Consider the following 25825-nt stretch of genomic DNA (forward strand, 5'->3'; position numbering starts at 1 on the left):
CTGCCGAGGGCAGCGGAGGCGGCGTGCGTCTGGTTGCTGTGGTCCGGTAGCGTTCCCGGAGATGTGACCGATGGGTAGGGCTGGAAGGAGCGCGTGATGGGCGAGTTCGTCAACCTCACCGTGGACGACGGTGTCGGGACCATCCGGCTGGACCGGCCGAAGATGAATGCGCTGAACGTGCAGGTGCAGGAGGAGATCCGCGCCGCCGCTCTCGAGGCGACCGCCGACGACGCGGTCCGCGCGGTCGTCGTGTACGGCGGTGAGCGGGTCTTCGCCGCGGGTGCGGACATCAAGGAGATGGCCGACATGTCGTACGCCGACATGGTGAAGCGCTCCGGCCCGCTCCAGTCCGCCCTCACCGCGGTCGCCGCGATCCCGAAGCCGACGGTCGCCGCGATCACCGGGTACGCCCTCGGCGGCGGCTGTGAGCTCGCGCTCTGCACCGACTACCGGATCGCGGCCGACGACGCCAAGCTCGGCCAGCCGGAGATCCTGCTCGGCATCATCCCGGGCGCCGGCGGCACCCAGCGGCTGTCCCGGCTGATCGGCCCGTCGAAGGCCAAGGACCTGATCTTCTCCGGCCGGTTCGTGGACGCCGAGGAGTCGCTCCGGATCGGCCTGGTCGACAAGGTCGTGCCGGCCGCCGAGGTGTACGCCGCCGCGGTCGCCTGGGCGTCCCGATTCAGCGCCGCGGCCGCGCTGGCCCTGCGCGCCGCGAAGGAGTCGATCGACTCCGGCCTGGGTGTCGACCTGACCACCGGTCTGGAGATCGAGCGCCAGCAGTTCGCCGCGCTGTTCGCCACCGAGGACCGCACGATCGGTATGAAGTCTTTCGTCGAGAACGGCCCGGGCAAGGCCGAGTTCAAGGGACAGTGATGTCAGCTACTGAGAAGCCGGCCGCGACCGCCGAAGAGGTCGAGGCGGCCTGGAACGACAACAAGCTCGCCCAGGTCCTGTACCACGACTGGGAAGCCTCGACGTACGACGAGAAGTGGTCGATCTCGTACGACGAGCGCTGCGTCGAGTACGCCCGGGACCGTTTCACCGCGGTCGCCGGCAGCACCGGCTGGCCGTACGGCAAGACCCTCGAGATCGGCGCCGGCACCGGCTTCTTCACGCTGAACCTCAAGCTGGCCGGCGTCCTCGACGAGGCACATGTCACCGACCTCTCGCCGGGCATGGTCGAGGCCGCGAAGAAGAACGCGAAGACCCTCGGCTTCGCGGTCGAGGGCAAGGTCGCGGACGCCGAGAAGCTGCCGTACGACGACGACACGTTCGACCTGGTGATCGGCCACGCGGTCATCCACCACATCCCGGACGTGGAGCTGGCGTTCCGCGAGATGCTCCGGGTGCTGAAGCCCGGCGGCCGGTTCGTGATCTGCGGAGAGCCCACGCGGTACGGCGACTTCGTGGCCCGGCGGCTGTCCCGCTTCACCTGGTGGGCGACCACGAACGTCACGAAGCTCCCGGCGCTGGCGCACTGGCGGCGTCCGCAGGAGGAGCTGGACGAGTCGTCCCGGGCGGCGGCCCTGGAGGCGGTCGTGGACCTGCACACGTTCGACCCGGACACCCTGGCGCGGATGGCGACCCGGGCCGGCGCGACCGGTGTGCACACGGTCACCGAGGAGCTGCTGGCCGCATGGGTCGGGTGGCCGATCCGCACGTTCGAGGCCGCCGTACCGGAGCAGAAGCTCGGGTTCGGCTGGCGGATGTTCGCGTACAAGTCGTGGTTGCAGCTGTCCAAGGTCGACAAGGTGCTGTCGTCGGTCGTCCCGGACGAGCTGTACTACAACGTCTCGATCACCGGGGTAGCCGGCCAGCAGTAGGACGAGCAGTAGGGTGTGCCGATGCGGTTGCTGTCCGTGGCGAATCTGCGCTGGGTGGTGCGCCATCGGGCGTGGACGCCGTACTACCTGAAGCGGTACTGGCGGTTCGCCTGGTTCAAGCTGCGCCATCCGCAGGTGATCACCGAGGGGTTCGTGTTCCTCGGCAAGCACCTGGAGATCGTGGCGCGGCCGGGGCACGGGCGGATCGTGCTCGGACGCTGGGTGCACCTCGGCGACGCGACCCGGCTGCGGGCGCACGAGGGCACGCTGCGGATCGGCGACAAGGTCGTGTTCGCCCGCGACGTCACGGTGAACTGCTACCTGGACGTGGAGATCGGTGCGTCGACGCTGATCGCGGACTGGACGTACATCTGCGACTTCGACCACAAGACCGAGGACCTGGACCTGCCGATCAAGGACCAGGGGCTGGTGAAGTCGCCGGTCCGGATCGGCCCGGACTGCTGGCTGGCCACGAAGGTCACGGTCACCCGCGGGACCGACATCGGCCGCGGTGCGGTGATCGGCGCGAACAGCGTTGCCCGCGGCAACATCCCGGCGTACGCGATCGCGGCCGGCGTACCGGCGAAGGTGCTCGCAGACCGGCGGACGCGGTACGACGCCGACGCGGAGCGCCGCAAGTACCTGGCCGGTCTGGCCGACGCGAACGACCGGACGGCGGCCCGGTTGCAGGCCGGGATGGCGCCGGTGGAGAAGCCTGCGAGCGTGGCGCCGGAGGATGCGGCCGGTGATGGGGTAGAAGCAGATGGTGAAAAAGAGAGCCCCGAGGGGTTCTCAAGTTACTCACCAGTCGGGCACTATGGCCCCCACGTCCGGTCGGACGCCCGTGACGACATCGACCGGATGCGCATCGGAGAGGAGAAGTAGCGTGGCTGACCAGGCCGAGGCTGCCGAACAGGCTGCCCGGTCGCCGCTGGACCAGGCTGCGGCCGACGGTTCGATCACGCAGGCGCGGACGCGTGCGGTCGACCCGGTGCCGATCGTGTCCGGTCCGGTAGCCGGCAGCGCTACGTTGGAACCAGTGCTTGAAACGAACGAGTCAGACATGGGCGTGAACACCAGCGTGAACCCGGAAGCACAGATAGTTGACGGCTTAGGCGACGGATCGGCGGACGGTGGTACGGCGCCGGTCGCCGGCGCCCGCCGCCGGTTGTCGCCGCGCCCGGTCCCGGTCAGCCGGCGGAGGAGAGCTCCGGCTGCCACGGACGAGGAACGGACCCCGGCTGAGGAGATGGACGACGTGGGTACGCAGGACGACAAGGCGGAAGCGGCCGCCGACGCCGCCAAGGCCGGCGCGACGCCGGGGACCGCCGCGAGCACGGACGCCGGCACCGCGGGCGCGGGCACCGGTGCAGGCGCGACCGCGACCAAGACCGCGCGGCCGAAGACGGCCGCGGAGATCGTGGCCGAGCAGCGGGCCCGGGAGAAGGCGGCGGCGGAGACGCCGGCGGCCGCGACGGGCTCGGAGGATGCCGCGGCCGGTTCGCCGGACAAGCCCGCGGACGCCGGTGACGCAGCCGAGCCGGCTCCCGAGCCCACCGGTACGACAGCGGCCGCACCGAAGCCGCCGGTCAAGCCGTCGGGCGCCTCGGGCAACAAACCGCCGGTGTCGAAGAGCTCGTCCGCCGGCTCGTCCGGCAAGGGCAAGCAGGCACTCACCTCGGTAGGCTCCGGCGTCCGCAAGCTGCGGAACCTGATCGCCTCGCTGATCTGGCTGATCGCGGTGCTCGCGGCCGCTGTCCTGGCGCTCGGCGCACTGTTCACCGCGCTCGATCAGACCAACCAGAGCAACGAGATCGTGCGCTGGATCCTCGAGCGCGGGCACGACCTGGTGGGCCCGTTCAAGGACCTGTTCCGCCTGCAGACCGCGAAGAACACCCTGCTGGTGAACTGGGGCATCGCGGCGCTGATGTACCTGATCGCCGGCAAGATCGTCGAGAAGATCATCCGGCCGTAGTAGCCACCAGCATCAGGTCGAGAGATTCGTCCAGGTCCCCTGGACGGATCTCGAAGTCCTCGTACGTCGTACTCCGCACGAGCGCGGCCAGGTCGTCGTCCCACTGGTCGTACCCGGCGGCGAGCTGCGCGTCCACACACGAGCCGTACTGCGTTTCCCACCGCGTCAGCCGGACGCCGTGGTGCAGCCCGAGCGCCTGCGTGATCTCGAAGTACGGCTCGAGCAGCTCGACGAACTCGGCCGCGGTCAGCTCGCGTGTGTGGTACCAGTTGCCGCTCGGGAAGGTCAGCCGGTTCGGCGTACTGAGGACCAGGGTGCCTTGTGGGGCGAGGATCCGGGCGCACTCGGCGACGAACCGCGGCTGCTCCCACAGGTGCTCGATCGTCTGCAGCGACGTGACGGTCGTGAAGGCCCGATCGGCGAACGGCGTCTGCACCAGATTGCCCCGGGCGACATTGACCTGTGGATAAACGCGGCGGACGTGCCGCAACGTCGTATCTTCATAGTCGAGTCCGGTCACGGGGCTCGCCCCGGCCCGCCGGAGCAGCTCCGCGCCGTAGCCCTCGCCGCAGCCGGCGTCGAGGACCCGGCCGTCCGGCTCGATCGGCAGGTTGGCCGTGATCCAGCGATACGCGGCATCATGACGCGCGAACCAGTAGTTCTCGTGCCAGATCCCGGGCGCGGTCCGCTCGCCGGTCAGCGGTAACGTCTCGGTCACCGACTCAGACTAGTCGTGCCCGAGACTGTGATGGGACTCGCATCAGCCGTATGTTTCTCGCGGGTAACATCCATGGCAGGCTTGGAGAGACCGTTAACCAGAAGGGGTCCCACACGCTATGAAGATCGTCGTCTGCGCGAAGTTCGTGCCGGATGCCACCGCGGACCGCCGCTTCCGCTCGGAGGACAACACGGTGGATCGCGCCGGTGTCGACGGGCTGTTGTCCGAGCTGGACGAATATGCCGTCGAGACCGCGCTCACCGTGAAAGAGGCCGGTGACGCCGAGGTGACTGTGCTCACGGTCGGGCCGGAGCAGGCCGCCGACGCGGTGAAGAAGGGCCTGCAGATGGGGGCGGACGCCGGCGTCCACGTGGTCGACGACGCGATCCACGGTTCGGACGCGGTGGCCACCTCGCTGATCCTGTCGAAGGCGCTGGCCAAGCTGGAGGCCGACCTGGTCGTGTTCGGCATGGCCTCGACCGACGGCGGCATGGGGGTCGTCCCGGCGATGGTGTCGGAGCGGCTCGGGCTGCCGGCCGTGACGCTCGGCTCGGAGGTGACCGTCGAGGGGCAGACCGTCCGGATCCGCCGCGACGGTGACACCGCGAGCGAGACGATCGAGGGCACGCTGCCGCTGGTGCTGTCGGTGTCCGACCAGGCCAACGAGCCGCGGTACCCGTCGTTCAAGGGCATCATGGCCGCGAAGAAGAAGCCGGTCGAGACCTGGTCGCTGGCCGACCTCGAGCTGACTCCGGATCAGGTGGGCGGGTCGGGCGCGTGGACCGAGGTGGTCGAGGTGACCGCCCGTCCGGCGCGTACCGCCGGCACGATCGTCACCGACGAGGACGGCTCCGGTGCGGGCCAGCTCGTCGAGTTCCTGTCCACGAACAAGTTCCTCTGAGGGGCGCGCAATGTCGAACGTTCTGGTTCTCGTTGACCACACGGACAATCCAGGGGGCGCGGTTCGCAAGACGACCGCCGAGCTCCTCACGATCGCCCGCCGGCTCGGCGAGCCGGTCGCCGTCTTCATCGGCGAGGGTGTCTCTGACGCTCTTCCGGCGCTCGGCCAGTACGGCGCCACCAAGGTGATCGCGCTGTCCGACCCGGAGCTCTCGCAGTACCTGGTCGCCCCGAAGGCGGAGGCGCTGCAGCAGGTCGCGGCCAAGGTCGAGCCGTCGGCGATCCTGATCTCGTCGAGCGCCGAGGGCAAGGAGATCGCGGCCCGGCTCGCGGTCAAGCTGGACTCCGGCCTGATCACCGACGCCGTGGACGTGCAGGCCGGCGATGGTGGTCCGGTCACCACGCAGTCGGTGTTCGCGGGCAACTTCACCGTCCAGGCCAAGGTCACCCACGGGACGCCGATCATCACGGTCAAGCCGAACGCTGCCACTCCCGAGGCAGCTGAGGCGTCGCCGGAGGTGGAGGAGTTCGACGTGACGATCTCCGACGCCGCGAAGACCGCTCGGATCACCGACTCCAAGCCCCGCGCGGCCACCGGTCGCCCGGAGCTGACCGAGGCGGCGATCATCGTGTCCGGCGGGCGCGGTACCGGCGGTGACTTCGGCCCGATCGAGGCCTTCGCCGATTCGCTCGGCGCGGCGGTCGGCGCTTCGCGCGCGGCCGTCGACTCGGGGTGGTATCCGCACGCCTACCAGGTCGGGCAGACCGGCAAGACCGTGTCGCCGCAGCTGTACGTCGCGGCCGGTATCTCGGGTGCGATCCAGCACCGCGCCGGCATGCAGACCTCGAAGACCATCGTGGCCGTCAACAAGGACCCCGAGGCGCCGATCTTCGAGCTGGTCGACTTCGGCGTGGTGGGCGACCTGCACAAGGTCCTCCCGACCGCCACCGAAGAGGTCACCAAGCGCAAGGCCTGATACCCAGCAGCAACCCAGACAGCCCGGCCGGTCGTGGATCGCGTCGGGCCGTCGTGTTCCCGCCGGATAGTCTGCGCGGATGCGTATCTGGGTCAGCGGGGCTCGAGGAAAGCTCGGCGCCGAAGTGTGCCGGCAGCTGGTCGCGGACGGCCACGAGGTGGTCGGAGCAGACCGCACCGGCCCACCAGGAAGCCCAGGAGCGGGCGCGCGGGCTGATCCGGTGGGGGTGGTCACGGAGGTTGTCGAGCTGGGGGACCGGGAGGCGGTGGCTCGGTCGTTGGCCGGGGCCGAGGCGGTCGTGCACTGTGCCGGGATCGCCAGCCCGGAGAACATCGATCCGGTCCGGCTGCTCGAGGCGAACGCGATCACCACGTTCAACGTCCTCGAGGAAGCCTGGAAGCTCGGGATCCGGACCGTCGTACTCGCCTCCAGCGGATCGATCTACGGCACCGCCTGGTCCCCGGAGGAGATCGGTACGCCGGTGGTCCCGCTCGACGAGGACACCGAGCTCCGGTACGTCGACCCGTACGCACTCACCAAGGACATCCTCGAGCGGACCGGCCAGCTGTATGCGCGCCGCGGTGTCCAGGTGACCGCGCTGCGGTTCCACTGGATCCTCACCCCGGCCGAGGTCCGTGAGTACATCACCGGTGCGCCGCCGGAGGAGAACCGCCGCAACCTCTGGGGGTACGTCGACCTCGCCGAAGCGGCCCGCGCCTGCGTCCTCTCGCTGCGCCCGCGTTCCCACGACCCGTATGCGGTGCTGGTGATCGCCGCCGAGGACACCGGCCGCCACGAGCCGACCCGCGACCTGCTGGCCCGCTACTCACCCGCCACGGAGATCCGCGGCGACCTGACCGGTACGGCGTCGCTGTTCGACTGCACACGCGCCGCGAAGACGATCGGCTGGACGCACCGCAGTACGTGGCGCGAGCTAGGGCGTGTCTCCTAACCCCGCGCCTACACCGGGCACCTCCTCGCTACGGCGCGGGATTAGGAGACACGCCCTAGGCGGATAGCTGCGTGCGGAGTTTCGCGAGGGCCGCGGTGATGGACGCCCGGCGGTTCTCGCTGTTGTCCGCGTAAGCCTTGAGGGACGTGGCTGCCGTGGTACAGCGGTCGTTGAGGTTGGTGACTTCGCCTTCGGCACGCAGGCGCTCGGCCGTGAGCCCTTCACGGACCTTCCGGTAGCTGGTCAGGCCGATTCCGATCAGCGCGAGGCCGACCACGATCCAGAACCAGTGCACGAGCAGCCCGAGACCGAGCGCCACCAGTACGCCTGCAGCGGCGAAGCCGATCGGCGCGGCCAACTGCTTCGGGCCTGGGTTGCCGACGCGGGACGTGATCGCGGAGGCCGCCGTCGCGAGCTGGAGCTGGTCCGGCCCGTCCTGGCGGATCGTGATGGTTTGGCGCCCGCTGTCGACGGTCACTTCTGACGGAGCCGGCTGGTCCGCGGTCCGGGCGAGGGATTCCACCGACGTCAGGACGGACGGGCTGATGACGCGCAGCGCGGTCGCAGCCAGGTGGGGTTCGGCGGCGAGGGCCAGGTCGTCGGTGAGCAGGGCGTCGACCTTGCCGGCGGCGTCGGAGAGGGTGTCCGCGGATTCGGAGCCGCCGGTGACGCGGGTGCGGAGTACCGCGATCCGGGCCAGGGTCTCGCGTTCGGGCTCGCTGCCTTCGGAGGTGATCAGGCGGAGCAGCGCCGCGGCGCTGTTCTTGTCCGGCGTCTTGTCCGGCGTGGCGCTGTCGGTCGTGAGGCCGGGGTCGGGCTCGCGGGCCTCGGTGTTGCCGACGATCGAGTCGACCGCGTTCTGGACCCGGCTGAGCCGCATCCACGCCTCGTCCTGCTTCTGGGTGTCCTTCAGGGTGCCTGGCCGGGAGCTCGCGCTGCCGCGGGACTCGAGCCGGGTCAGCCACGCGCCGTCGGTGGACATGGCTGCCCGCAGCCGCTGCACCACGAGGTCCAGCGACTCCGCGGTGAAGCCGCCGCGCGCGGCCGTCGTCCACAGCACCCGCTGGACCCGGGTCAGCGTCCCGTCCTCGGCCGGTACGCCGAAGGCCGTGTCGATCCACTCGGTCCGGACCTGATGCCGTTGCCCGAGCGCCGCCGACGCCAGCGCCAGGAACGTCGAGGTACGCCATCGGTCGAGCTTCATCGCCGTACTCAGCGCCTCCTCGTCGGGCGCGCCGGCCTGCAGCGAGACGAGCACGACGACGGCCGGCTCCAGCCAGTACTGCGGTACGGGCCGGCCGGCGGCGGGGAGTTCCGCGCCGGAGGCCATCGCGCTCAGGACGCTGGTGGCGTACCGGCGGAGCTCGGCGGCGTCGATGAACGCGACGGTCTCCTGGCGCAGGTCGGACAGCTCGACGAACGCGTCGAACGCCTCGGACAGGCTGTCCACCCGGCTCTGCAGGCTGCCCTGGATCCGGGACAGCTGCGACCGCAGGCTGGATGCCGCCTGGCGCGCGTACGACATCTCGCTCTGCAGGTCCGACAGCTGCTGGTTCTGCCGTCGCTCTGTCCACCAGTCGCTCATGCCGCGCTCCTCCGTACCCTGGTTCCGGTCTCGGGAAGAATGACGTGCCGACGGGTCACCCGGCTCCCGGGGAGCGGGAACATCCGCGCCGGACATACCCTTGAAACCGATATGACTTCCTCCGACCGCCGAACGGTGTACCTCGACCACGCGGCGACGACTCCGATGCTCCCGGCCGCGATCGAGGCGATGACCCGTCACCTCGGCCGCACCGGTAACGCGTCGTCCCTGCACGGCTCCGGACGGTGCGCGCGGCGGACCGTCGAAGAGGCGCGCGAGTCGATCGCGGCGGCGCTCGGCGCACAGCCGAGCGAGATCGTGTTCACCTCCGGCGGGACCGAGGCGGACAACCTGGCGCTCAAGGGCCTGTGGTGGTCCCGGCTGGCGCAGGACCCGCGGCGGCGCCGGATCCTGCTCAGCGGTGTCGAGCACCACGCGGTGCTGGACCCGGCCGTCTGGCTCGGGCAGCACGAGGGCGCGGAGATCGAGTGGCTGCCGGTCGACGGGCTCGGTCGGGTGCAGCCGGACGACGTCCGCAGGGCGATCGAGCGGGAGCCGGAGTCCGTGGCGTTCGTCACGTTGATGATGGCGAACAACGAGGTCGGCACGCTGCAGCCGGTGCCGGAGGTCGCGGCGATCGCGCAGGAGTACGGCGTCCCGGTGCACACCGACGCGGTGCAGGCGATCGGGCAGGTGCCGGTGGACTTCGCGGCGCTCGGCGTGGACGCGATGACGGTGTCGGCGCACAAGCTCGGCGGTCCGTACGGCATCGGCGCGCTGGTCGTCCACAAGGAGACGCAGCTGACGCCGATCCTGCACGGCGGGGGACAGGAGCGCGACGTCCGGTCCGGGACCCTCGACGTACCGGCGACGGCCGGGTTCGCGGTCGCCGCGGAGCACGCGGTCGAGCACCAGGCCGCGGAGGCGGCGCGGCTGTCGGAGCTGCGCGACACGCTGATCCACGGCATCACCGGGACCGTCGAGGGCGCCAAGCTCTCCGGGGACCCGATCGGCCGTTTGCCCGGTAACGCACACTTGTCCTTCAGCGACTGCGAGGGCGACTCGCTGTTGCTGCTGCTCGACGCGCGCGGGATCGAGGTGTCCACCGGTTCCGCGTGCAACGCCGGCGTCGCCGAGCCCAGCCACGTGCTGCTCGCGATGGGGTACGACGACCAGCGGGCCCGCGGCTCGCTCCGGTTCACCCTCGGGCACACGAGTACGCGCGCCGACGTCGACGCCGTACTGGACAGCATCGGGCCGGTCGTGGAGCGGGCGAAGTCCGCCGGACTGCAGAACGTGGGAAGGAACAGCTGATGCGGGTACTCGCCGCCATGTCCGGCGGAGTCGACTCCGCGGTCGCGGCCGCGCGGATGGCCGAGGCCGGGCACGACGTGACCGGTGTGCACCTGGCGCTCAGCCGGAACCCGCAGTCGTACCGCAGCGGTGCGCGCGGCTGCTGCACGATCGAGGACTCCCGCGACGCCCGCCGGGCAGCGGACGTGATCGGCATCCCGTTCTACGTCTGGGACCTGGCCGAGCGGTTCCACGCGGACGTGGTCGAGGACTTCGTCAACGAGTACGCCGCCGGCCGGACGCCGAACCCGTGCCTGCGCTGCAACGAGAAGGTCAAGTTCAGCGCGGTCCTGGAGCGGGCGCTGGCGCTCGGCTTCGACGCGGTCGCGACCGGGCACTACGCGCGCATCGTGGACACCGCCGACGGCGCGCGGGAGCTGCACCGGGCGGTGGATCCGGCCAAGGACCAGTCGTACGTGCTCGGCGTCCTCACCCAGGAGCAGTTGGCGCACGCGTTCTTCCCGCTCGGCGACACGGTCAAGACCGAGGTCCGCGAGGAGGCCGAGCGGCGCGGGCTGTCGGTGGCCGCCAAGCCGGACAGCCACGACATCTGCTTCATTGCCGACGGCAACACCGCGGGCTTCCTCGGCGACCGGCTCGGCGAGGCGCCCGGCGACATTGTCGATGCGCAGGGCAACAAGCTCGGTGAGCACCAGGGCACCCACGGCTTCACGATCGGCCAGCGCAAGGGCCTGAAGATCGGCACGCCGGCCGCCGACGGCAAGCCCCGCTTCGTCCTGGACATCAGCCCGGTGGACCGCACCGTCACGGTCGGATCCCGCGCCGAGCTGGCCGTCTCGCACCTCACGGCCTCCAAGCCCCGTTGGTGCGGCCCGGCCCCGGCGGCCCAGCTGCACGCCAAGGCCCAGCTCCGCGCCCACGGCGAGGAGGTGCCGGTCGTCGCAACGGTCGAAGGCGAGCACGTCCAGGTCTCCTTCGACCAGCCCACCTCCGCCGTCGCCCCGGGACAGGCCGTCGTGCTGTACGACGGCACCCGCGTGATCGGATCCGCGACGATCGACAGCGTTCAGCGCGTCAGCGCCGCCGTATGACCACCACCGGTCTGGGCTCCGTCCCGGGCGACGACATCCGCGAGTGGACCCGCGCAGTACTCGAGCTGGTCGACCTCCCGTTCCTCCCCGAGCTCCCTGCGCGCCCGTACGGCGAAATGATCAGCCGCACCGTCGCCGTACTGACCGAGCTTGCGGCTGATCTGCAACCCGTCGGCTGGCGGCTGACGGGTGGTGGCGACGCGCGGGCGAGCCTGGACCAGCGACGGGCGCGGGCTTTGCTGCAAGAGGACCTGGATGTCCTCGAGGAGTACGCCTACGGGTACGAGGGTCAGCTCAAGGTGCAGGTCACCGGCCCGTGGACGCTGGCGGCCGCCATGGAGCGCCCCCGCGGCGACAAGGTGCTGGCCGACCACGGTGCGCGGCGAGACCTCGCGCAGGCGCTGGCGTACGGCGTGGAGTTGCACGTGGCGGAAGTACGCAAGCGGGTGCCTGGGGCCGAGGTACTGCTGCAGGTGGACGAGCCCGGGCTGCCCGCCGTACTGGCTGGTGCTGTGCCGACTGCGTCCGGCTGGAGCAAACACCGGTCTGTGGACGGTCCTGGTGCTGTCGAGCTGCTGAGCCTGTTTCCGGCGAGTATCGTGCACTGCTGCGCGGAGAGGCCGCCGATCGAGGTCTTCACCAAGTCCGGCGCCAGCGGGATCGCCGTGGACGTTTCACTGCTCAACAACGCAGCCTGGGACCAGGTAGCTGCTGCAGCGGAAGCCGGCACCCGGATCTACGCCGGTGTCGTTCCCACCACAGGCCCGGTCCCGCGGCCGGAGCAGGCCGCGGCACCGTTGGTACGGCGCTGGCGCGAGCTGGGGCTCGACCCGGAACTCCTGAAGCAGGTGGTGATCACGCCGGCCTGCGGGCTGGCCGCCGCGCCGACGCCGGCCGACGCCCGGGCCCGGCTGAAGCTGCTCCGCGAGATCGTCGACGTGGTGGGCGAAGCGGCCGAGGAGTAACGCCGAAACGTCGGTGGGCGGTTGTAGGTTCTCCTCATGAGCGAGAACGTTGGGGCGCCCGCGGATGTCCGGACGCGGCATGCGGAGCTGAGCCAGGAGATCGAGGACCACCGGGCGCGCTACTACCTGTCCAGCCCGATCATCTCGGACGCGGACTTCGACGCGCTGATGCACGAGCTGCAGGGCGTCGAGGAGCAGTACCCGGAGCTCCGCACCCCGGACTCGCCCACCCAGAAGGTCGGCGCCCCGATCTCGACGCTGTTCACGCCGGTCGACCACCCGATGCGGATGGAGAGCCTCGGCAACGCGTTCTCCGCCGAGCAGATGGAGGCCTGGGCGAAGCGGCTGGAGCGCGAGGTCACGGTCCAGCAGATCGTCGACAGCGGGTTCCTCTGCGAGCTCAAGGTGGACGGCCTCGCGCTCGACCTGGTGTACGAGAACGGCACGCTGGTCAGCGGCGCCACCCGCGGCGACGGCCGTACCGGCGAGGACGTGACGCCGAACGTGCGGACCATCAAGAGCATCCCGGAGCACCTGCACGGCGACGACCTGCCGGCGTTCCTCGAGGTCCGCGGCGAGGTGTACTTCCGGGTCGAGGACTTCGAGGAGCTGAACGCCCAGCTGGTCGAGGCCGGCAAGGACGTCTTCTCGAACCCGCGGAACTCCGCGGCCGGATCGCTGCGGCAGAAGGATCCGCGGGTCTCGGCGGGCCGCCCGCTGCGCTTCGTCGTGCACGGCCTCGGGAAGGTCGAGGGGTACCGCGTCGGCCGGCTGTCGGAGGCGTACGACCAGCTGAAGGAGTGGGGCCTGCCGGTCAGCGACCGCGCCCGCCGGGTCGGCACGCTCGACGAGGTCAACGAGTTCATCGCGTACTACGGCGAGAACCGGCACTCGGTGGACCACGAGATCGACGGCGTCGTGGTGAAGGTCGACGAGCTCGACCTGCAGCGCGCGCTCGGGTCCACCTCGAGCGCCCCGCGCTGGGCGATCGCGTACAAGTACCCGCCCGAAGAGGTGAACACCAAGCTGATCGAGATCGAGGTGAACGTCGGCCGCACCGGCCGGGTCACCCCGTTCGCGCACATGGAGCCGGTCCGGGTGGCCGGTTCCACGGTGGAGTACGCGACGCTGCACAACGCCAAGGAGGTCGCCCGCAAGGACGTCCGCCCGGGCGACACCGTCGTACTGCGGAAGGCGGGCGACGTGATCCCCGAGGTGCTCGGGCCGGTGGTGGACCTGCGCCCGAAGGGGTTGCCGGCGTGGGAGATGCCGACGCGCTGCCCGTGGTGCGACACGGTGCTGGCTCCGGCGAAGGAGTCCGACGTCGACATCCGCTGCCCGAACTCGCAGTACTGCCAGGGCCAGCTCCGGGAGCGGCTGTTCTACCTGGCCGGGCGGTCCGCGTTCGACATCGAGGGGCTCGGGTTCAAGGCGGCGGACGCGTTGATCCGCGGAGGGCTGATCGCGGACGAGGGCGACCTGTTCGCGCTCACCGAGGAGAAGCTGGCCGAGAGCGAGTTCTTCACCACGAAGGCCGGCGCCCTGTCGGCGAACGCCCGCAAGCTGCTCGCGAACCTCGAGGAGGCGAAGGCCCGGCCGCTGTCCCGGGTGCTGGTCGCGCTGTCCATCCGGCACGTCGGGCCGACCGCGGCCGTCGCGCTCACCGAGGTGTACGACGGCATCGACGGCGTACGGTCCGCGAGCGAGGAGCAACTGGCCGAGATCGAGGGCGTCGGGCCGACCATCGCGCAGGCGATGATCGAGTGGTTCCAGGTGCCGTGGCACCAGCAGATCGTCGACAAGTGGCAGGCGTCCGGCGTGCTGATGCGCGAGGAGCGGACCGGTCCGACACTGCCGCAGACGCTGACCGGGTTGTCGGTCGTGGTGACCGGGACCGTCGAGGGGTTCAGCCGCGACGAGGCGACCGAGGCGATCGTCGGGCGCGGCGGCAAGGTCGCGAGTTCGGTGTCCAAGAAGACGTCGTTCGTCGTCGTCGGCGACTCGCCCGGGTCGAAGTACGACAAGGCCGTGCAGCTCGGCGTACCGATCCTGGACTCGGCCGGGTTCCGGGTGCTGCTCGACGACGGCGCCGAGGCCGCGGCCGCGGTGGCGAGTACGCCGGCGCCCGACGAGTCCTGAATCCGCCGAAAGAATTTCCGGCCGGGCGGATCCGCCGACGGGGCTGAGCCGTCCGACTGTTAACTTTGCACGTCGAGATCTGGGTCAGAAGGAGCAAGATATGACGACGCCGCCGCAGGGACCGTGGGGTCCTGGGCAGCCGGGGGGCCAGCCAGGCGGGCAGCACGGGGGACAGGGAGGACAGCAACCGCCGCAGCAGCCTCAGCAGGGTGGTGGCTGGGGACAGCAGCCTCCCGCTCAGGGTGGTGGCTGGGGGCAACAGCCTCAGCAGCCGCAGCAACCACAGCAGCCTCAGCACGGCCAGCCGCAGCAAGGTCAGCCGCAGCAGGGCCAGCCCCAGCAGGGGCGCCCGCCGCAGCAGGACCGGCCGCAGCAGGGCGGTGGCTGGGGACAGCAGCCCGGTCAACCCGGTCAGTCGGGCCAGCCCGGTCAGCAGGGTGGTGGCTGGGGTCAGCAGCCCGGCCAGTCCAGCCAGCAGCAGGGCGGCGGTGCGTACCAGCAGCAGTCCTGGGGCCAGCGTCAGCAGCAGTCGCAGCAGGGTGGTTGGCACCAGCAGCAGGGCGGCCAGCCCGGGCAGTGGCAGCCGGGCCAGGGCGGTCCCGGTGGCGGCAAGGGGCCGGGCGGCATCAGCAAGGACAAGATGCCGCTGGTGATCGGTGGTGGCGTGGTCGGCATCGTGCTGATCGGCCTGCTGGTCTTCCTCGGCATCCGCGCGTTCGGCGGCGGTGACGACACCCCGTCGAGCCAGCCGACCAGCAGCAAGAGCGAGGGCGGCGACCCGACCGCGTCCCCGACCAGCAGCGGCGGTACCGGTGGCGAGCTCGGGAACGCGACCGGCCAGGCCAAGGGCGTGACCGACAAGCTGCAGGGCATGGGCTTCGGGTGCAGCGACCTGTTCAACACCGGCCAGGGTGCGCACCGCGGCTGCTTCAAGGTCGACGGCAACAGCAAGTCGTCCGAGGTGATCTTCCAGTTCAAGTCCGACGGCACGATCATCGCGGCCCGGGTCGAGACCGAGGACGGGGACAACAACAACAACGCCCAGGTGGCGTTCGGCCAGGCGCTGCAGGCGATCGGCAACGACACCTTCGGCGGCGACTCGGTGTCCAAGATCCAGGATGCGGTCAAGACCGGTCAGCGGTCCTCCGAGGTCGGGACGAACTGGGGCACCTTCCAGCTCAGCAACGACGGCTCGAACCTGCGGGTGTCCGGTCACAAGAACGGTGAGGAGTCGCTGGACCTCCCGGACCAGACCTTCGACACCAACGTGGCTCAGCTGACGGCGGCGCTGAAGGCGAAGTCGTACGTGTGCACCAGCTCCTGCCGCAAGGACGTCGGGAAGTACGGCTCCCAGCGAGTGTTCTTCCTGGCCAGCGGGACCAAGGGCATCAAGCTGCTCGAGTTCAGCGCGTCCGCGGACAGCGGCAGCGCGGTCAAGGGCGCGATGACCTCGGCGATGAACGACGCGTTCGGCGTCCTCAAGGGCGGTAACGCGGCCGCGGTGAAGGCGTACATCGAGGCGCACAGTGACGGCAAGCAGTACGCTGCTTATGTCGGCGGCTGGAAGGTGCAGATCGACGGCGACAGCAGCGGAAGCTACGGGTCGCAGCGGGTCAACATCCAGTACGAGTCGTTCTACGCCTGATGCACGGAGGCCGGATGTGAAGTTCCCCCGGGAGAAGCGGGAGTCCCGGACGGTGGCCCAGCCGCCGCCCGAGGCGGTCCAGCGTGTCGACGGCGGCGGGGCCTGGGGCCCCACCCAGTTCGACCTCCCGGACCGGAACGGATCGAACAGCCAGGCGATCCTGATCGTCGCCCTCGTCGGCGTCGTCGTCCTGCTGGTGATCGCCGGCCTTTGGGCCCTCGCCTACTTCCAGTTCACCTGAGGAACGAGCGAGTCCTGCAGATCATTCAAGAGAGTTGAATGATCTGCGGGCCTGGGAACTGCAAGCGACGCCGCAGGATCGCCCGAATGGTGATCGGGTCAACGTGATCGACACGGCGACGGCGCGCACAACCTTCCGCGGATGCTGCAACGGTTCCGCGCCGGCCAGACAGAGCCGCTCATCTTCGGAGACGACGGTCAGGCACAGGGCGTAGTCGTTCCGTTCGACCGGTGGGAGCAGCTCGAGGAGCTGGCTGAGGACGCCGAACAGGCGGCCGAGATTCGCGAGGTCACTCGGCGGCGGTTGGCGACGAACCGCGCGGAGGACTATGTGTCCGCCGATGAGCTCGCCGCAGAGTTCGGGTGGAATCTCGACAGCGATGACCAACCGCCCCGAGACCGATGACTGCGAAGTATCACCTCATCCTGGACTCGGAGCTCCGAGACGACCTCCGTGAGCTCCAGCAACGCGCCAAGGCTGACCCCGGCGGCGCCGCGGCGAAGCAGTTCGAAGCTGCTCGCGTCGCGCTGAGCGCACTGCGCGAAGGCCGCGAAGCCGAGTTCGCCGGCGAGCGTCTCGGCCGTTCCGACAGCCACCCGGATCTTCGAGACTGCGCCGAGATCAAGATTCCGGTCGTCGAGGAGTTCAACCGCCGCGGGCGGCCGATGGGGCCATCGCATCGGGTCACCTATCGCGAGTTCGAAGGTGTGACGGAATCATCGCTTCCGGTACGCCAGGTCGTTGCCTTTGCGCCCCGCAAGGACGGCGAGATTTTCGACGTGACCGCGAACCGGCTCGGGCGTTCGAGGGGCGTGGCTCTCGACGAACTCGACCATCTCCCATCCGCGAGCCAGCCTCCCGCGGCCCAGCGCCGCCCTCCGTCTCGGGGCCCGTCCCGAGAGAAGTAGCTCCAGAGCCGGTCAGGCGGTGGCGCGGATTGTGACGGCCAGGGAGGCTAGGTAGGAGAGGCGGGCGACCTCGGAGCCGAGGAACTCGGGGCCTCCGCGTCGGCCGATCACCAGCACCCGGCGGTCGGACTCCAGCGGGGCCGCGACCAGGACGGACTCGGCGAGGCCCTTGTGGTCCGGGGCTTCGAGGGTGGTCGCCTTCGCCAGCGGCAGCCAGTGCGCGGCGACGTCGCCGAACTCCGGGGTCGCGCTGGTCTCCAGCGCCACCTTCACCTCGCTGCCGGTACCGTCCAGCAGCGCTGCCCAGTCCGCGTGCAGCACGGCCGGGGACTGCTCGACCAGGATGTCGATCGCCTCCGACGGCGCGGACGTCATCTGCTCGACCGCTTCGAGGTCCATGTGCAGGCCGCCGCCGGCGCCGTACCGCGAGAACCAGATGACCTCGACGTCCGGGACGCTGTTGCAGGCCGACACCAGCCGGTCCGGCAGCACACCGGGCGGCAGGTCGACCACGATGTCGTCGACCGCGGTGCCGTTCTCCCGGCGGTGCTCGACGATCTCGATCGCGTGGATGTCGGCGTTCACCTCACCGAGGGCGGTCGAAACCACACCGAGCGAACCGGGGCGGTCCGGGATGATCAAGCGCAGCAGGAACACCGAACGATCATCTCCCAGCCCATCACCTTGCGCGTAACGCCTTGTCGCCGCCCATGTTACAGAGCGGTAGGACAAGACACGCCCGCCCATCTCATCGGGCTGTTGTCCACAGGTGAAATGCGGCTGTCACAGACGGCCTACTAAGCTTCCGTTAGTCATGTGCCTACATGGCTAACGGCTACTGCACGCATTGGATCAGTTCATGCCATCGATTACCCGCGAAGAGGTCGCGCACCTGGCGCGACTGGCGCGGATCGAGCTCTCCGACGACGAGCTCGACCACCTCGCGCCGCAGCTCGACCAGATCATCACCTTGGTCGGGCAGGTCAGCCAGGTGGCGGCGGACGACATCCCGCCGACCTCGCACGCCCTGCCGCTGACCAACGTGATGCGCGCGGACGAGACCGTCCCGTGCCTCACCCCCGAGCAGGCGCTGTCCGGCGCGCCGGCCGCGGAGGAACAGCGCTTCCGGGTGCCGCGGATCCTGGAGGAGGACTGACCATGACGGACCTCACCAGGAAGACCGCGGCCGAGCTTGCGGAGCTGATGGCGGCCAAGCAGGCCAGTTCGGTGGAGATCACCCAGGCGCACCTGGACCGGATCGCCGCCGTCGACGGTGACGTGCGGGCGTTCCTGCACGTCGACACCGAAGGCGCGCTGGCGCAGGCGAAGGCGGTCGACGAGAAGCGGGCCGCGGGCGAGCAGCTCGCGCCGCTGTCCGGCGTACCGCTGGCGCTGAAGGACGTGCTCACCCAGGAGGGTGTGCCGACCACGGCCGGTTCGAAGATCCTCGAGGGCTGGAAGCCGCCGTACGACTCGACCGTCGTGCAGCGGCTGAAGGCGGCCGGGATCGTGATCCTCGGCAAGACCAACATGGACGAGTTCGCGATGGGCTCGTCGACGGAGAACTCGGCGTACGGCACCACCCACAACCCGTGGGACCTGACCCGGATCCCGGGCGGTTCGGGCGGCGGTTCGTCGGCGGCGATCGCGGCGTACGAGGCCCCGCTGGCGATCGGCACCGACACCGGCGGCTCGATCCGGCAGCCGGGGGCGTTCACCGGGACGGTCGGCGTCAAGCCGACGTACGGCGGCACCTCGCGGTACGGGCTGATCGCGCTGGCGTCGAGCCTGGACACCCCGGGCCCGTGTGCGCGGACGACCCTGGACGCGGCGTTGCTGCACGAGGCGATCGCGGGCTGGGACCCGATGGACTCCACGTCGATCAACCAGGACGTCCCGCCGGTGGTGGCCGCGGCCCGCAGCGGCGACGTCGCCGGGCTGCGGATCGGCGTCGTCAAGGAGCTCGGCGGCGAGGGCTATCAGCCGGGCGTCGAGGCGCGCTTCCACGAGGCGGTCGAGCTGCTCACCAAGCTCGGCGCCGAGGTGGTCGAGGTCTCCTGCCCGCACTTCCAGTACGCGCTGCCGGCGTACTACCTGATCCTGCCGAGCGAGGCCTCGTCCAACCTGGCCAAGTTCGACGCGATGCGGTACGGCCTGCGGGTCGGTGACGACGGCGAGAACAGCGCCGAGAAGGTGACCGCGCTGTCCCGCGAGGCCGGCTTCGGCGCCGAGGTGAAGCGCCGCATCATCCTCGGCACGCACGCGCTCTCCAGCGGGTATTACGACGCGTACTACGGCCAGGCGCAGAAGGTGCGGACGCTGATCGCCCGCGACTTCGCGAATGCGTACGAGCAGGTCGACGTGCTGGTCTCGCCGGCCACGCCGACGACCGCGTTCGCGATCGGTGACCGGATCGACGACCCGATCGCGATGTACAAGAACGACCTCTGCACGATCCCGTCCAACCTGGCGGGCAACGCGGCCGCGTCGTTCCCGTGCGGCCTCGCCGACGAGGACGGTCTGCCGGTCGGCTTCCACGTGATGGCGCCGGTGATGCGCGACGACCTGTGCTACCGGGTTGGCGGCGCGCTCGAGGCCGCACTGGCCGAGCAGTGGGGCGGCGTACTGATGAGCAAGGCTCCGGAGCTGGAGGTGACCCGATGACCGCCGAGGTACTCGAGATCGACGACGCGCTGGCCACCTACGACCCGGTGATGGGGCTCGAGGTGCATGTCGAGCTCAACACCGCGTCGAAGATGTTCTGCGGCTGCCCGACCGAGTTCGGCGCGCCGCCGAACACCCAGACCTGCCCGGTCTGCCTCGGGCTGCCGGGCGCGCTGCCGGTGGTGAACGCGACCGCGGTCGAGTCCGCGATCAAGATCGGCCTGGCGCTCAACTGCGAGATCGCCGAGTGGTGCCGGTTCGCCCGGAAGAACTACTTCTACCCGGACATGCCGAAGAACTTCCAGACCTCGCAGTACGACGAGCCGATCGCGTTCAACGGCTGGACCGAGGTCGCGGTCGACGGCGAGACGTACCGGATCGAGATCGAGCGCGCGCACATGGAGGAGGACACCGGCAAGGCCACCCACGTGGGCGGCGCGACCGGCCGGATCCACGGCGCGACGCACTCGCTGGTCGACTACAACCGGGCCGGCATCCCGCTGATCGAGATCGTCACCAAGACGATCGAGGTGCCCGGCGACAAGGCCGCCGCGGTGGCTCGTGCGTATGTCGCGATGCTCCGCGACCTGCTGTTCTCGCTGGGCGTCTCGGACGTCCGGATGGACCAGGGCTCGCTGCGCGCCGACGTGAACGTGTCGCTGAAGCCGTCCGGTTCGACGGCCCTCGGCACCCGCACCGAGACCAAGAACGTGAACTCGTTCCGTTCGGTCGAGCGCGCGGTGACCTACGAGATCACCCGGCAGGCGGCGGTGCTGTCGTCCGGCGGGAAGATCCTGCAGGAGACCCGGCACTGGCACGAGGACACCGGCATCACCACGGCCGGCCGGGAGAAGTCCGACGCCGACGACTACCGATACTTCCCGGAGCCCGACCTGGTGCCGGTGGCGCCGTCGCGCGAATGGGTCGAGGAGATCCGCGCGACGCTCCCCGAGGCCCCGTCGGTACGGCGGGCCCGGCTGCAGCAGGACTGGGGTTTCACCGACCTCGAGATGCGCGACGCCGTGAACGGCAACGCGGTCGAGCTGATCGTGTCCACGGTCGAGCTCGGGGTCTCGCCGGCGGCGGCGAAGAAGTGGTGGCTGGGCGAGCTGGCCCGGGCCGCGAACGAGGCCGGTGTCGAGCTCGACGGCCTGAGCGTCGGTCCGGCCGAGGTCGCCGAGGTGCAGAAGCTGGTGGACGACGGCACGCTGAACGACAAGCTCGCCCGGCAGGTGTTCGAAGGTCTGCTGGCCGGTGAGGGTACGCCGGCCGAGATCATCGAGAAGCGCGGGCTGGCGCTGGTGTCCGACGACTCGGCGCTGCTCGAGGCCATCGACCGGGCGATCGCCGCGAACCCGGACGTGGTCGAGAAGGTGAACTCCGGGAAGCCGGCCGCCGCGGGCGCGCTGATTGGCGCGGTGATGAAGGACATGCGCGGCCAGGCCGACGCCGCGAAGGTTCGCCAGCTGCTGAACGAGAAGCTGGGTATCTGAGGCTGTTCCCCGAGGTGCCGGGCCCTGGTAGGTCCGGCACCTCAGGTGCGTTCAGGCGGCGTTGCGCTGCGTTTCCGGAGCTTCGTCGTCGACGGTGAGCAGGGTCCGGGCGACCGACAGCTCGTCGGCGGGGCAGCGGAGCTCGTACCGGGTCGGGTGGATCTCGGTGGTGACCGTGTCGGGCCGGTTGCGGAACAGCGCGCGGAACAGCCCCCACAGCGTGCCGACGATCAGCCCGTACACGAAGCCCCACAGCACGACCGCGAAGCTGGTCAGCGTGGTCTGCGCGACCAGCGTGACGAAGACGGCCGCCAGGACGCCGAGCAGCGCGCCCTGCAGCGCACCCGTCGCGGTCAACCGGACGACCGGGATCCGCGGCCGTCTGGTGGCCTGCCGAAGTCCGGCGCCGACGATGTCCAGGCTCGTCGCGTCCATCCCGTAGCTCTTCAGGTACTCCGCTGTTCGTTGAGCGTCAGCGAAACTGCTCACCGATGCGATCACACTGCTGGGGACGCCAGACGCCTGGCCGGTCGGCATACCGATCTCCTCCTCGAGTCGTTTCTTCCACAAGTACCAGACGACCCAAGTCGCGAAACGGTTGACTGTCAGGACGTTCTGATCGTCACCCGGAGGATCCGGTCGTCGCCGGCGCGCGGCTGCCCGCGGCCGTCGGTGTTCGACGTCGTGACCCACAACGACCCGTCCGGTGCGAGCTCGACGGTGCGCAACCGCCCGTACTGCTGGGTGAAGAACGCCTTCGGTTCACCGGTTCGCTTGCCGTTAGCAACGGGTATCGCCCAGAGCCGCTGGCCGCGGAGGCCGGCCATGAAGATGTACCCCTTCGCGAACGCGATCCCGGACGGCGACGCGTCGGCGGTCGGCCACTGCGCGATCGGGTCGGTCATCCCGTCCAGGTGGCTGATTCCTTCGGCGGCCGGCCAGCCGTAGTTGGAGCCGGGGGTGATCACGTTCAGCTCGTCCCAGGTGCTCTGCCCGAACTCCGCGGCGTACAGCTGGTTGCCGTCGAAGGCGAGGCCTTGGACGTTGCGGTGGCCCTTGGTGATCCACGCCCGCCCGTCCGGATTCCCGGGCGCGGGCTTCCCGTCGGTGGTGATGCGGAGGATCTTGCCGCCGAGCGAGTTGTCGTCCTGGGAGTTCGGCTGCTCCGAGCCGTCGCCGGTCCCGGCGTACAGGAAGCCGCCCGGCCCGAACCGCAGCCGGCCGCCGTTGTGGATCGCCGCCTCCGGGATGCCGTCCAGGATCACCTGCTGGTCCGAGAGCTTGCCGTCCCGGTAGGTGATCCGCGCGATCCGGTTGTCGGTGCCGCTGGAGTAGTACACGTAGAGGTACGGCTTGCCCGGGTACCCCGGATCCACCGCGAGCCCGAGCAACCCGCCCTCCGACGAGGCCTTCACCCCGTCGACGGACCCCACCTCGGTCACCCGCCCGCCGACGACCCGCACGATCTTCGCGGCGTCCCGCTCGGTCACCAGCGCGCTCTTGTCCGGCAGGAACGCCACGCCCCACGGCACCTCGATCCCACTCACCACCGTCGAGGCCACGGTCAGCTCGATCGGCGACGCAGTCGGTGCACTCGACGACGCCGAACTACTGGGTGTCCCCTCCGAACACCCCGCGACGAAAGCCAACACGGCAACCATCGCTGCAGCCCGACTTCGCACGATTCAGCTGCCCCACGTCGGGCGGAGCGGGAAGTGCGCGTTGCCGCGGTGGTCGAGTTTCGCCGCCAGCACCTGGTGGAGCTGGATGGTGTTGTGTTCGAAGCCGGCCCGGCTGGCGGCCAGGTAGAGGCCCCAGATCTTGGCGGTGGCGGGGCCGACCTCGGTGACGGCCTCGTCCCAGTGGGCGACGAGGTTGTCGTTCCAGGCGGCCAGCGTGAGCGCGTAGTGCTCGCGGAGGTTCTCCTCGTGGCGGACCTCGAAGCCGGCGTCCTGAGCCTCGGCGATGATCCGGCCGGAGCCGATCAGTTCGCCGTCGGGGAAGATGTAGCGGTCGATGAACGCGCCGGTGTTGCGGAAGTGGTTGTCGGGCCGGGTGATGCAGTGGTTGAGCAGCCGGCCGCCCGGGCGGAGCCGGTCGTACAGGAAGGCGAAGTACGACGGGTAGTTGCGGACGCCGATGTGTTCGGTGAGCCCGATCGAGCTGATCGCGTCGAAGTCCCGCTCCGGTACGTCGCGGTAGTCCAGGAACCGTACTTCGGCCAGCCCATCGAGCCCCTCGCGCTTGATCGCCTGCTGCGCCCAGTCGGCCTGCGCCTCGGACAACGTCACGCCGAGCGCCTGGACGCCGTACTCGCGGGCCGCGTGCCGGACCATCCCACCCCAGCCGCAGCCGACGTCGAGCAGCCGCATGCCCGGCTTCAGGTCGAGCTTCCGCGCGACCAGGTCGTACTTCTCGAACTGCGCCTCCTCCAACGTGGCGTCGGCCGTCGGATAGACCGCGCACGTGTACGTCATCGACGGCCCGAGCACCCACTCGTAGAACGTGTTCGACACGTCGTAGTGGTGGTGGATCGCGGACTTGTCGCGCGCCTTCGAATGCCGCAGTCCCTCGAACGTCCGGCGCCACTTCGGCAGGTGCTCCTGCGGCGGCGGGGGCGGCGGCTTCAGGTGGCTCCAGCCGAGGCTGCGGATGATTCGCAGCGCCTCGGCGGCCTTCGGGCGGTGGAAGTGGAACTGGTCCAGGATCAGCCGCATCAGCTCGTACGGGTTGCCCGGGTGCACGCCGGTGATCTCCAGGTCGCCCATCACGTACGCGCGGACCAGCCCGAGGTCGCCCGGCGCGGTGAGGATGTAGGACAGCCCGCGCTCGGAGGCCAGATGCATGTGCATCGGGGAGTCCTCCGGCCCGGCCGCACTCCCGTCGTACGCCGTGAACCGGAACGGCAGCCCGTCCGGGATCACGGTCGTGAGGGCTTCGGCGATCGATACCTGGGTCGCGAGCGTCGTCATCGGCGCGTCACCGCCTTTTCGTAGAGCCCGGTGAGCCGGGCGTCGGGGTCGTAGCGTTGTTTCACCGTGGTCAGAGCCGGCACGTTGTACAGCCGGTCGAACGTCTCCCGGTCGTAGTACGCGTCGGAGTACAGGGACTTGTGGCCGCCGAAGTCGCTCACCGCCTGCTCGATCCGGCGGTTGACGTCGCCGTCCGCGGCGCCGGGCGCGATCGGGACCGTGCCCCAGAAGCCCACGTTCACGTACGTCTCCCCGGGCTGCAACGGGTACAGCGGCCAGGACTCGGAGTCGCGCAGCCGCAACGGGCACAGCCAGACCGGCCGCATCCCGACGTTCGCGTCGAACCAGCGCAGGAAGTCCGCCAGCCGTGCGACCGGGATCTCCACGTCCTGTACGACGCGCTCCCGGTCGGGATGGCCGCGGCGCTTGTTCAGCCGGGCCGCGTAGTGGTGCCGGTTCTCGAAGCCGACGATCTTGTGGAACACGTCGCTGCGCCGCCAGCGCCGGGGCCACAGCCGCCGTACGACGGGCTGCTGGGCGCCGAACGCCGCCGAACACCAGAACCAGTCGGTGTCCCAGCGCCACAGGTAGTCGTGCGCGGTGAGGAAGTCCTTCGGGCGCTGCCGGATCGAGCGGTAGTAGATCTGCTGACCGGTGTAGTCGCTGGTCTTCACCGCGGCGTCGCTGTTGCGCCCGAGCGTCAGGTACGCCTCCGACGGGCTGAACACGACGCCGTCGACGAAGTGCACCGGCTCGTCGTCGTACTTGCCGTCAGCAACGATCGCGGCGATCGCGGGCGCCAGCTCGTCGAGCGCCACCCGGACGTGCCGGAGCGCGACGTACGGCGAGATCCGGTCGAGCTCGATCCGCAGCCGGGTCGCGTACCCGAGCGTGCCGTAGGAGTTCGGGAACGTCCGGAACAGGTCCGCGTGCTCGCCGTCCGGGCGGGCCGTGACCAGCTCGCCGGCGCCGGTCAGGATGTCGAGCTCGAGGACCGACTCGTGGGGAAGCCCGGCCCGGTACGACGACGACTCGATGCCGAGCCCGGTGACCGCGCCGCCGAGCGTGATCGTCTTCAGCTGCGGCACGACCATCGGCGTCAGCCCGTGCGGCAGGGTCGCGGCGACCAGGTCCTCGTACGTGCACATGCCCTGCACGTCGGCGGTTCGGGCGGTCTGGTCGATGCTGATCACGCCGGTCAGCTTCGAGACGTCGAGCCCCGGGCGCTCGGTGTCGGTCCGCGGCCGGAACAGGTTCGAACTGCGCTTCGCGAGCCGGACGGGTTCGCCGGGAGGGATCCGCGCATACGACTCCCGCAGCCGTCCGACGGCCTGATCGTGCGCCACCACCGCCGCCACACCCGCCACATCCGATGTCGAAGGCACCGATCCAGGGTACGACGGTGCCCGATCCGTGGCACGGGAGTTCAAAGTGTCCGGACGGCCGAGTAGGTTCTGTGA

At 70.0% G+C, this 25825-nt stretch carries 25 protein-coding genes; 18 read left to right on the top strand and 7 right to left on the bottom strand.

Annotation, left to right across the window (positions count from 1 at the left end):
* Window positions 1–96 precede the first annotated feature (96 nt).
* Genes ACXJJ3_RS35620 through ACXJJ3_RS35635 form a run of 4 tightly spaced genes read left to right on the top strand, consistent with a single transcriptional unit; the run spans window position 97 to window position 3801 of the window.
* Window positions 97–876 (top strand): enoyl-CoA hydratase/isomerase family protein, encoded by a 780-nt coding sequence (locus tag ACXJJ3_RS35620; RefSeq protein ID WP_458166293.1) that lies wholly within the window; start codon window positions 97–99, stop codon window positions 874–876.
* Window positions 876–1826 (top strand): class I SAM-dependent methyltransferase, encoded by a 951-nt coding sequence (locus tag ACXJJ3_RS35625; RefSeq protein ID WP_458166294.1) that lies wholly within the window; start codon window positions 876–878, stop codon window positions 1824–1826. Before ACXJJ3_RS35620 ends, ACXJJ3_RS35625 begins: the two co-directional genes overlap by 1 nt.
* A gap of 21 nt (window positions 1827–1847) precedes the next feature.
* On the top strand, window positions 1848–2711 hold the full coding sequence (locus tag ACXJJ3_RS35630) for an acyltransferase (RefSeq protein WP_458166295.1): 864 nt from the start codon (window positions 1848–1850) through the stop codon (window positions 2709–2711).
* 1 nt (window position 2712) lies between these two features.
* Window positions 2713–3801 (top strand): hypothetical protein, encoded by a 1089-nt coding sequence (locus tag ACXJJ3_RS35635; RefSeq protein WP_458166296.1) that lies wholly within the window; start codon window positions 2713–2715, stop codon window positions 3799–3801.
* Here ACXJJ3_RS35635 and ACXJJ3_RS35640 read toward each other — a convergent pair.
* On the bottom strand, window positions 3788–4519 hold the full coding sequence (locus ACXJJ3_RS35640) for a class I SAM-dependent methyltransferase (RefSeq protein ID WP_458166297.1): 732 nt from the start codon (window positions 4517–4519) through the stop codon (window positions 3788–3790). The genes ACXJJ3_RS35635 and ACXJJ3_RS35640 overlap by 14 nt on opposite strands.
* Before the next feature lie 118 nt (window positions 4520–4637).
* Between ACXJJ3_RS35640 and ACXJJ3_RS35645 the strand changes: the two genes are divergently transcribed.
* The 3 genes from ACXJJ3_RS35645 to ACXJJ3_RS35655 all read left to right on the top strand — a co-directional run bounded on the left by ACXJJ3_RS35645 (window position 4638) and on the right by ACXJJ3_RS35655 (window position 7348).
* Complete coding sequence (locus tag ACXJJ3_RS35645; RefSeq protein WP_458166298.1) at window positions 4638–5420, top strand: electron transfer flavoprotein subunit beta/FixA family protein; 783 nt, start codon at window positions 4638–4640, stop codon at window positions 5418–5420.
* 10 nt (window positions 5421–5430) lie between these two features.
* Entirely contained in the window at window positions 5431–6396 is a 966-nt protein-coding gene (locus ACXJJ3_RS35650) for an electron transfer flavoprotein subunit alpha/FixB family protein (RefSeq protein WP_458166299.1), read from the top strand.
* 79 nt (window positions 6397–6475) lie between these two features.
* Complete coding sequence (locus tag ACXJJ3_RS35655) at window positions 6476–7348, top strand: NAD-dependent epimerase/dehydratase family protein (RefSeq protein ID WP_458166300.1); 873 nt, start codon at window positions 6476–6478, stop codon at window positions 7346–7348.
* 55 nt (window positions 7349–7403) lie between these two features.
* On the opposite strand, the gene ACXJJ3_RS35660 is transcribed toward ACXJJ3_RS35655, so the two are convergent.
* Window positions 7404–8933, bottom strand: coding sequence for a hypothetical protein (locus ACXJJ3_RS35660; RefSeq protein WP_458166302.1), 1530 nt, complete (start codon window positions 8931–8933; stop codon window positions 7404–7406).
* A 111-nt stretch (window positions 8934–9044) separates the two neighbouring features.
* Here ACXJJ3_RS35660 and ACXJJ3_RS35665 point away from each other — a divergent pair, with 111 nt between their 5' ends.
* The 8 genes from ACXJJ3_RS35665 to ACXJJ3_RS35700 all read left to right on the top strand — a co-directional run bounded on the left by ACXJJ3_RS35665 (window position 9045) and on the right by ACXJJ3_RS35700 (window position 17236).
* A complete protein-coding gene (locus ACXJJ3_RS35665; protein ID WP_458166303.1) occupies window positions 9045–10247 on the top strand; it encodes a cysteine desulfurase family protein in 1203 nt (400 codons plus the stop codon).
* A complete protein-coding gene (mnmA, locus tag ACXJJ3_RS35670) occupies window positions 10247–11338 on the top strand; it encodes a tRNA 2-thiouridine(34) synthase MnmA (RefSeq protein ID WP_458166304.1) in 1092 nt (363 codons plus the stop codon). Before ACXJJ3_RS35665 ends, mnmA begins: the two co-directional genes overlap by 1 nt.
* On the top strand, window positions 11335–12303 hold the full coding sequence (locus ACXJJ3_RS35675) for a methionine synthase vitamin-B12 independent (RefSeq protein WP_458166306.1): 969 nt from the start codon (window positions 11335–11337) through the stop codon (window positions 12301–12303). Before mnmA ends, ACXJJ3_RS35675 begins: the two co-directional genes overlap by 4 nt.
* A gap of 36 nt (window positions 12304–12339) precedes the next feature.
* Window positions 12340–14442 (top strand): NAD-dependent DNA ligase LigA, encoded by a 2103-nt coding sequence (ligA, locus tag ACXJJ3_RS35680; protein WP_458166307.1) that lies wholly within the window; start codon window positions 12340–12342, stop codon window positions 14440–14442.
* A 100-nt stretch (window positions 14443–14542) separates the two neighbouring features.
* The gene (locus ACXJJ3_RS35685) at window positions 14543–16087 is read left to right on the top strand and encodes a hypothetical protein (RefSeq protein WP_458166308.1); all 1545 of its coding nucleotides are present in this window, start codon (window positions 14543–14545) and stop codon (window positions 16085–16087) included.
* Between the two features lie 16 nt (window positions 16088–16103).
* The gene (locus ACXJJ3_RS35690; RefSeq protein ID WP_458166309.1) at window positions 16104–16328 is read left to right on the top strand and encodes a hypothetical protein; all 225 of its coding nucleotides are present in this window, start codon (window positions 16104–16106) and stop codon (window positions 16326–16328) included.
* Window positions 16329–16469: 141 nt separating this feature from the next.
* Window positions 16470–16733, top strand: coding sequence for a hypothetical protein (locus tag ACXJJ3_RS35695; RefSeq protein ID WP_458166310.1), 264 nt, complete (start codon window positions 16470–16472; stop codon window positions 16731–16733).
* Window positions 16730–17236 (top strand): hypothetical protein, encoded by a 507-nt coding sequence (locus tag ACXJJ3_RS35700; RefSeq protein ID WP_458166312.1) that lies wholly within the window; start codon window positions 16730–16732, stop codon window positions 17234–17236. Before ACXJJ3_RS35695 ends, ACXJJ3_RS35700 begins: the two co-directional genes overlap by 4 nt.
* 12 nt (window positions 17237–17248) lie before the next feature.
* Here the strand turns inward: ACXJJ3_RS35700 and ACXJJ3_RS35705 are convergent, their stop codons facing one another.
* On the bottom strand, window positions 17249–17893 hold the full coding sequence (locus ACXJJ3_RS35705) for an ACT domain-containing protein (protein ID WP_458166313.1): 645 nt from the start codon (window positions 17891–17893) through the stop codon (window positions 17249–17251).
* Window positions 17894–18095: 202 nt separating this feature from the next.
* On the opposite strand from ACXJJ3_RS35705, the gene gatC reads away from it, so the two are divergent.
* The 3 genes from gatC to gatB are packed head-to-tail and all read left to right on the top strand — an operon-like array spanning window position 18096 to window position 21393.
* Window positions 18096–18392: an Asp-tRNA(Asn)/Glu-tRNA(Gln) amidotransferase subunit GatC gene (gene gatC, locus ACXJJ3_RS35710; RefSeq protein WP_458166314.1), complete on the top strand. Its 297-nt coding sequence runs from the start codon at window positions 18096–18098 to the stop codon at window positions 18390–18392.
* 2 nt (window positions 18393–18394) lie between these two features.
* Complete coding sequence (gene gatA / locus ACXJJ3_RS35715; protein WP_458166315.1) at window positions 18395–19900, top strand: Asp-tRNA(Asn)/Glu-tRNA(Gln) amidotransferase subunit GatA; 1506 nt, start codon at window positions 18395–18397, stop codon at window positions 19898–19900.
* Window positions 19897–21393 (top strand): Asp-tRNA(Asn)/Glu-tRNA(Gln) amidotransferase subunit GatB, encoded by a 1497-nt coding sequence (gene gatB, locus ACXJJ3_RS35720; protein ID WP_458166316.1) that lies wholly within the window; start codon window positions 19897–19899, stop codon window positions 21391–21393. Before gatA ends, gatB begins: the two co-directional genes overlap by 4 nt.
* A gap of 51 nt (window positions 21394–21444) precedes the next feature.
* Here gatB and ACXJJ3_RS35725 read toward each other — a convergent pair whose 3' ends face one another.
* The 4 genes from ACXJJ3_RS35725 to ACXJJ3_RS35740 all read right to left on the bottom strand — a co-directional run bounded on the left by ACXJJ3_RS35725 (window position 21445) and on the right by ACXJJ3_RS35740 (window position 25750).
* Complete coding sequence (locus ACXJJ3_RS35725; protein WP_458166317.1) at window positions 21445–21882, bottom strand: hypothetical protein; 438 nt, start codon at window positions 21880–21882, stop codon at window positions 21445–21447.
* 116 nt (window positions 21883–21998) lie between these two features.
* Window positions 21999–22955 carry a PQQ-dependent sugar dehydrogenase gene (locus ACXJJ3_RS35730; RefSeq protein WP_458166318.1) on the bottom strand — a complete coding sequence of 319 codons (957 nt, stop codon included), beginning with the start codon at window positions 22953–22955 and terminating at the stop codon, window positions 21999–22001.
* Between the two features lie 123 nt (window positions 22956–23078).
* A complete protein-coding gene (locus ACXJJ3_RS35735; protein ID WP_458166319.1) occupies window positions 23079–24365 on the bottom strand; it encodes a class I SAM-dependent methyltransferase in 1287 nt (428 codons plus the stop codon).
* Window positions 24362–25750 (bottom strand): FAD-binding oxidoreductase, encoded by a 1389-nt coding sequence (locus tag ACXJJ3_RS35740; RefSeq protein ID WP_458166320.1) that lies wholly within the window; start codon window positions 25748–25750, stop codon window positions 24362–24364. The genes ACXJJ3_RS35735 and ACXJJ3_RS35740 overlap by 4 nt, the downstream gene beginning before the upstream one ends.
* Window positions 25751–25825: the final 75 nt, after the last annotated feature.

This window comes from Kribbella sp. WER1, assembly GCF_054189145.1.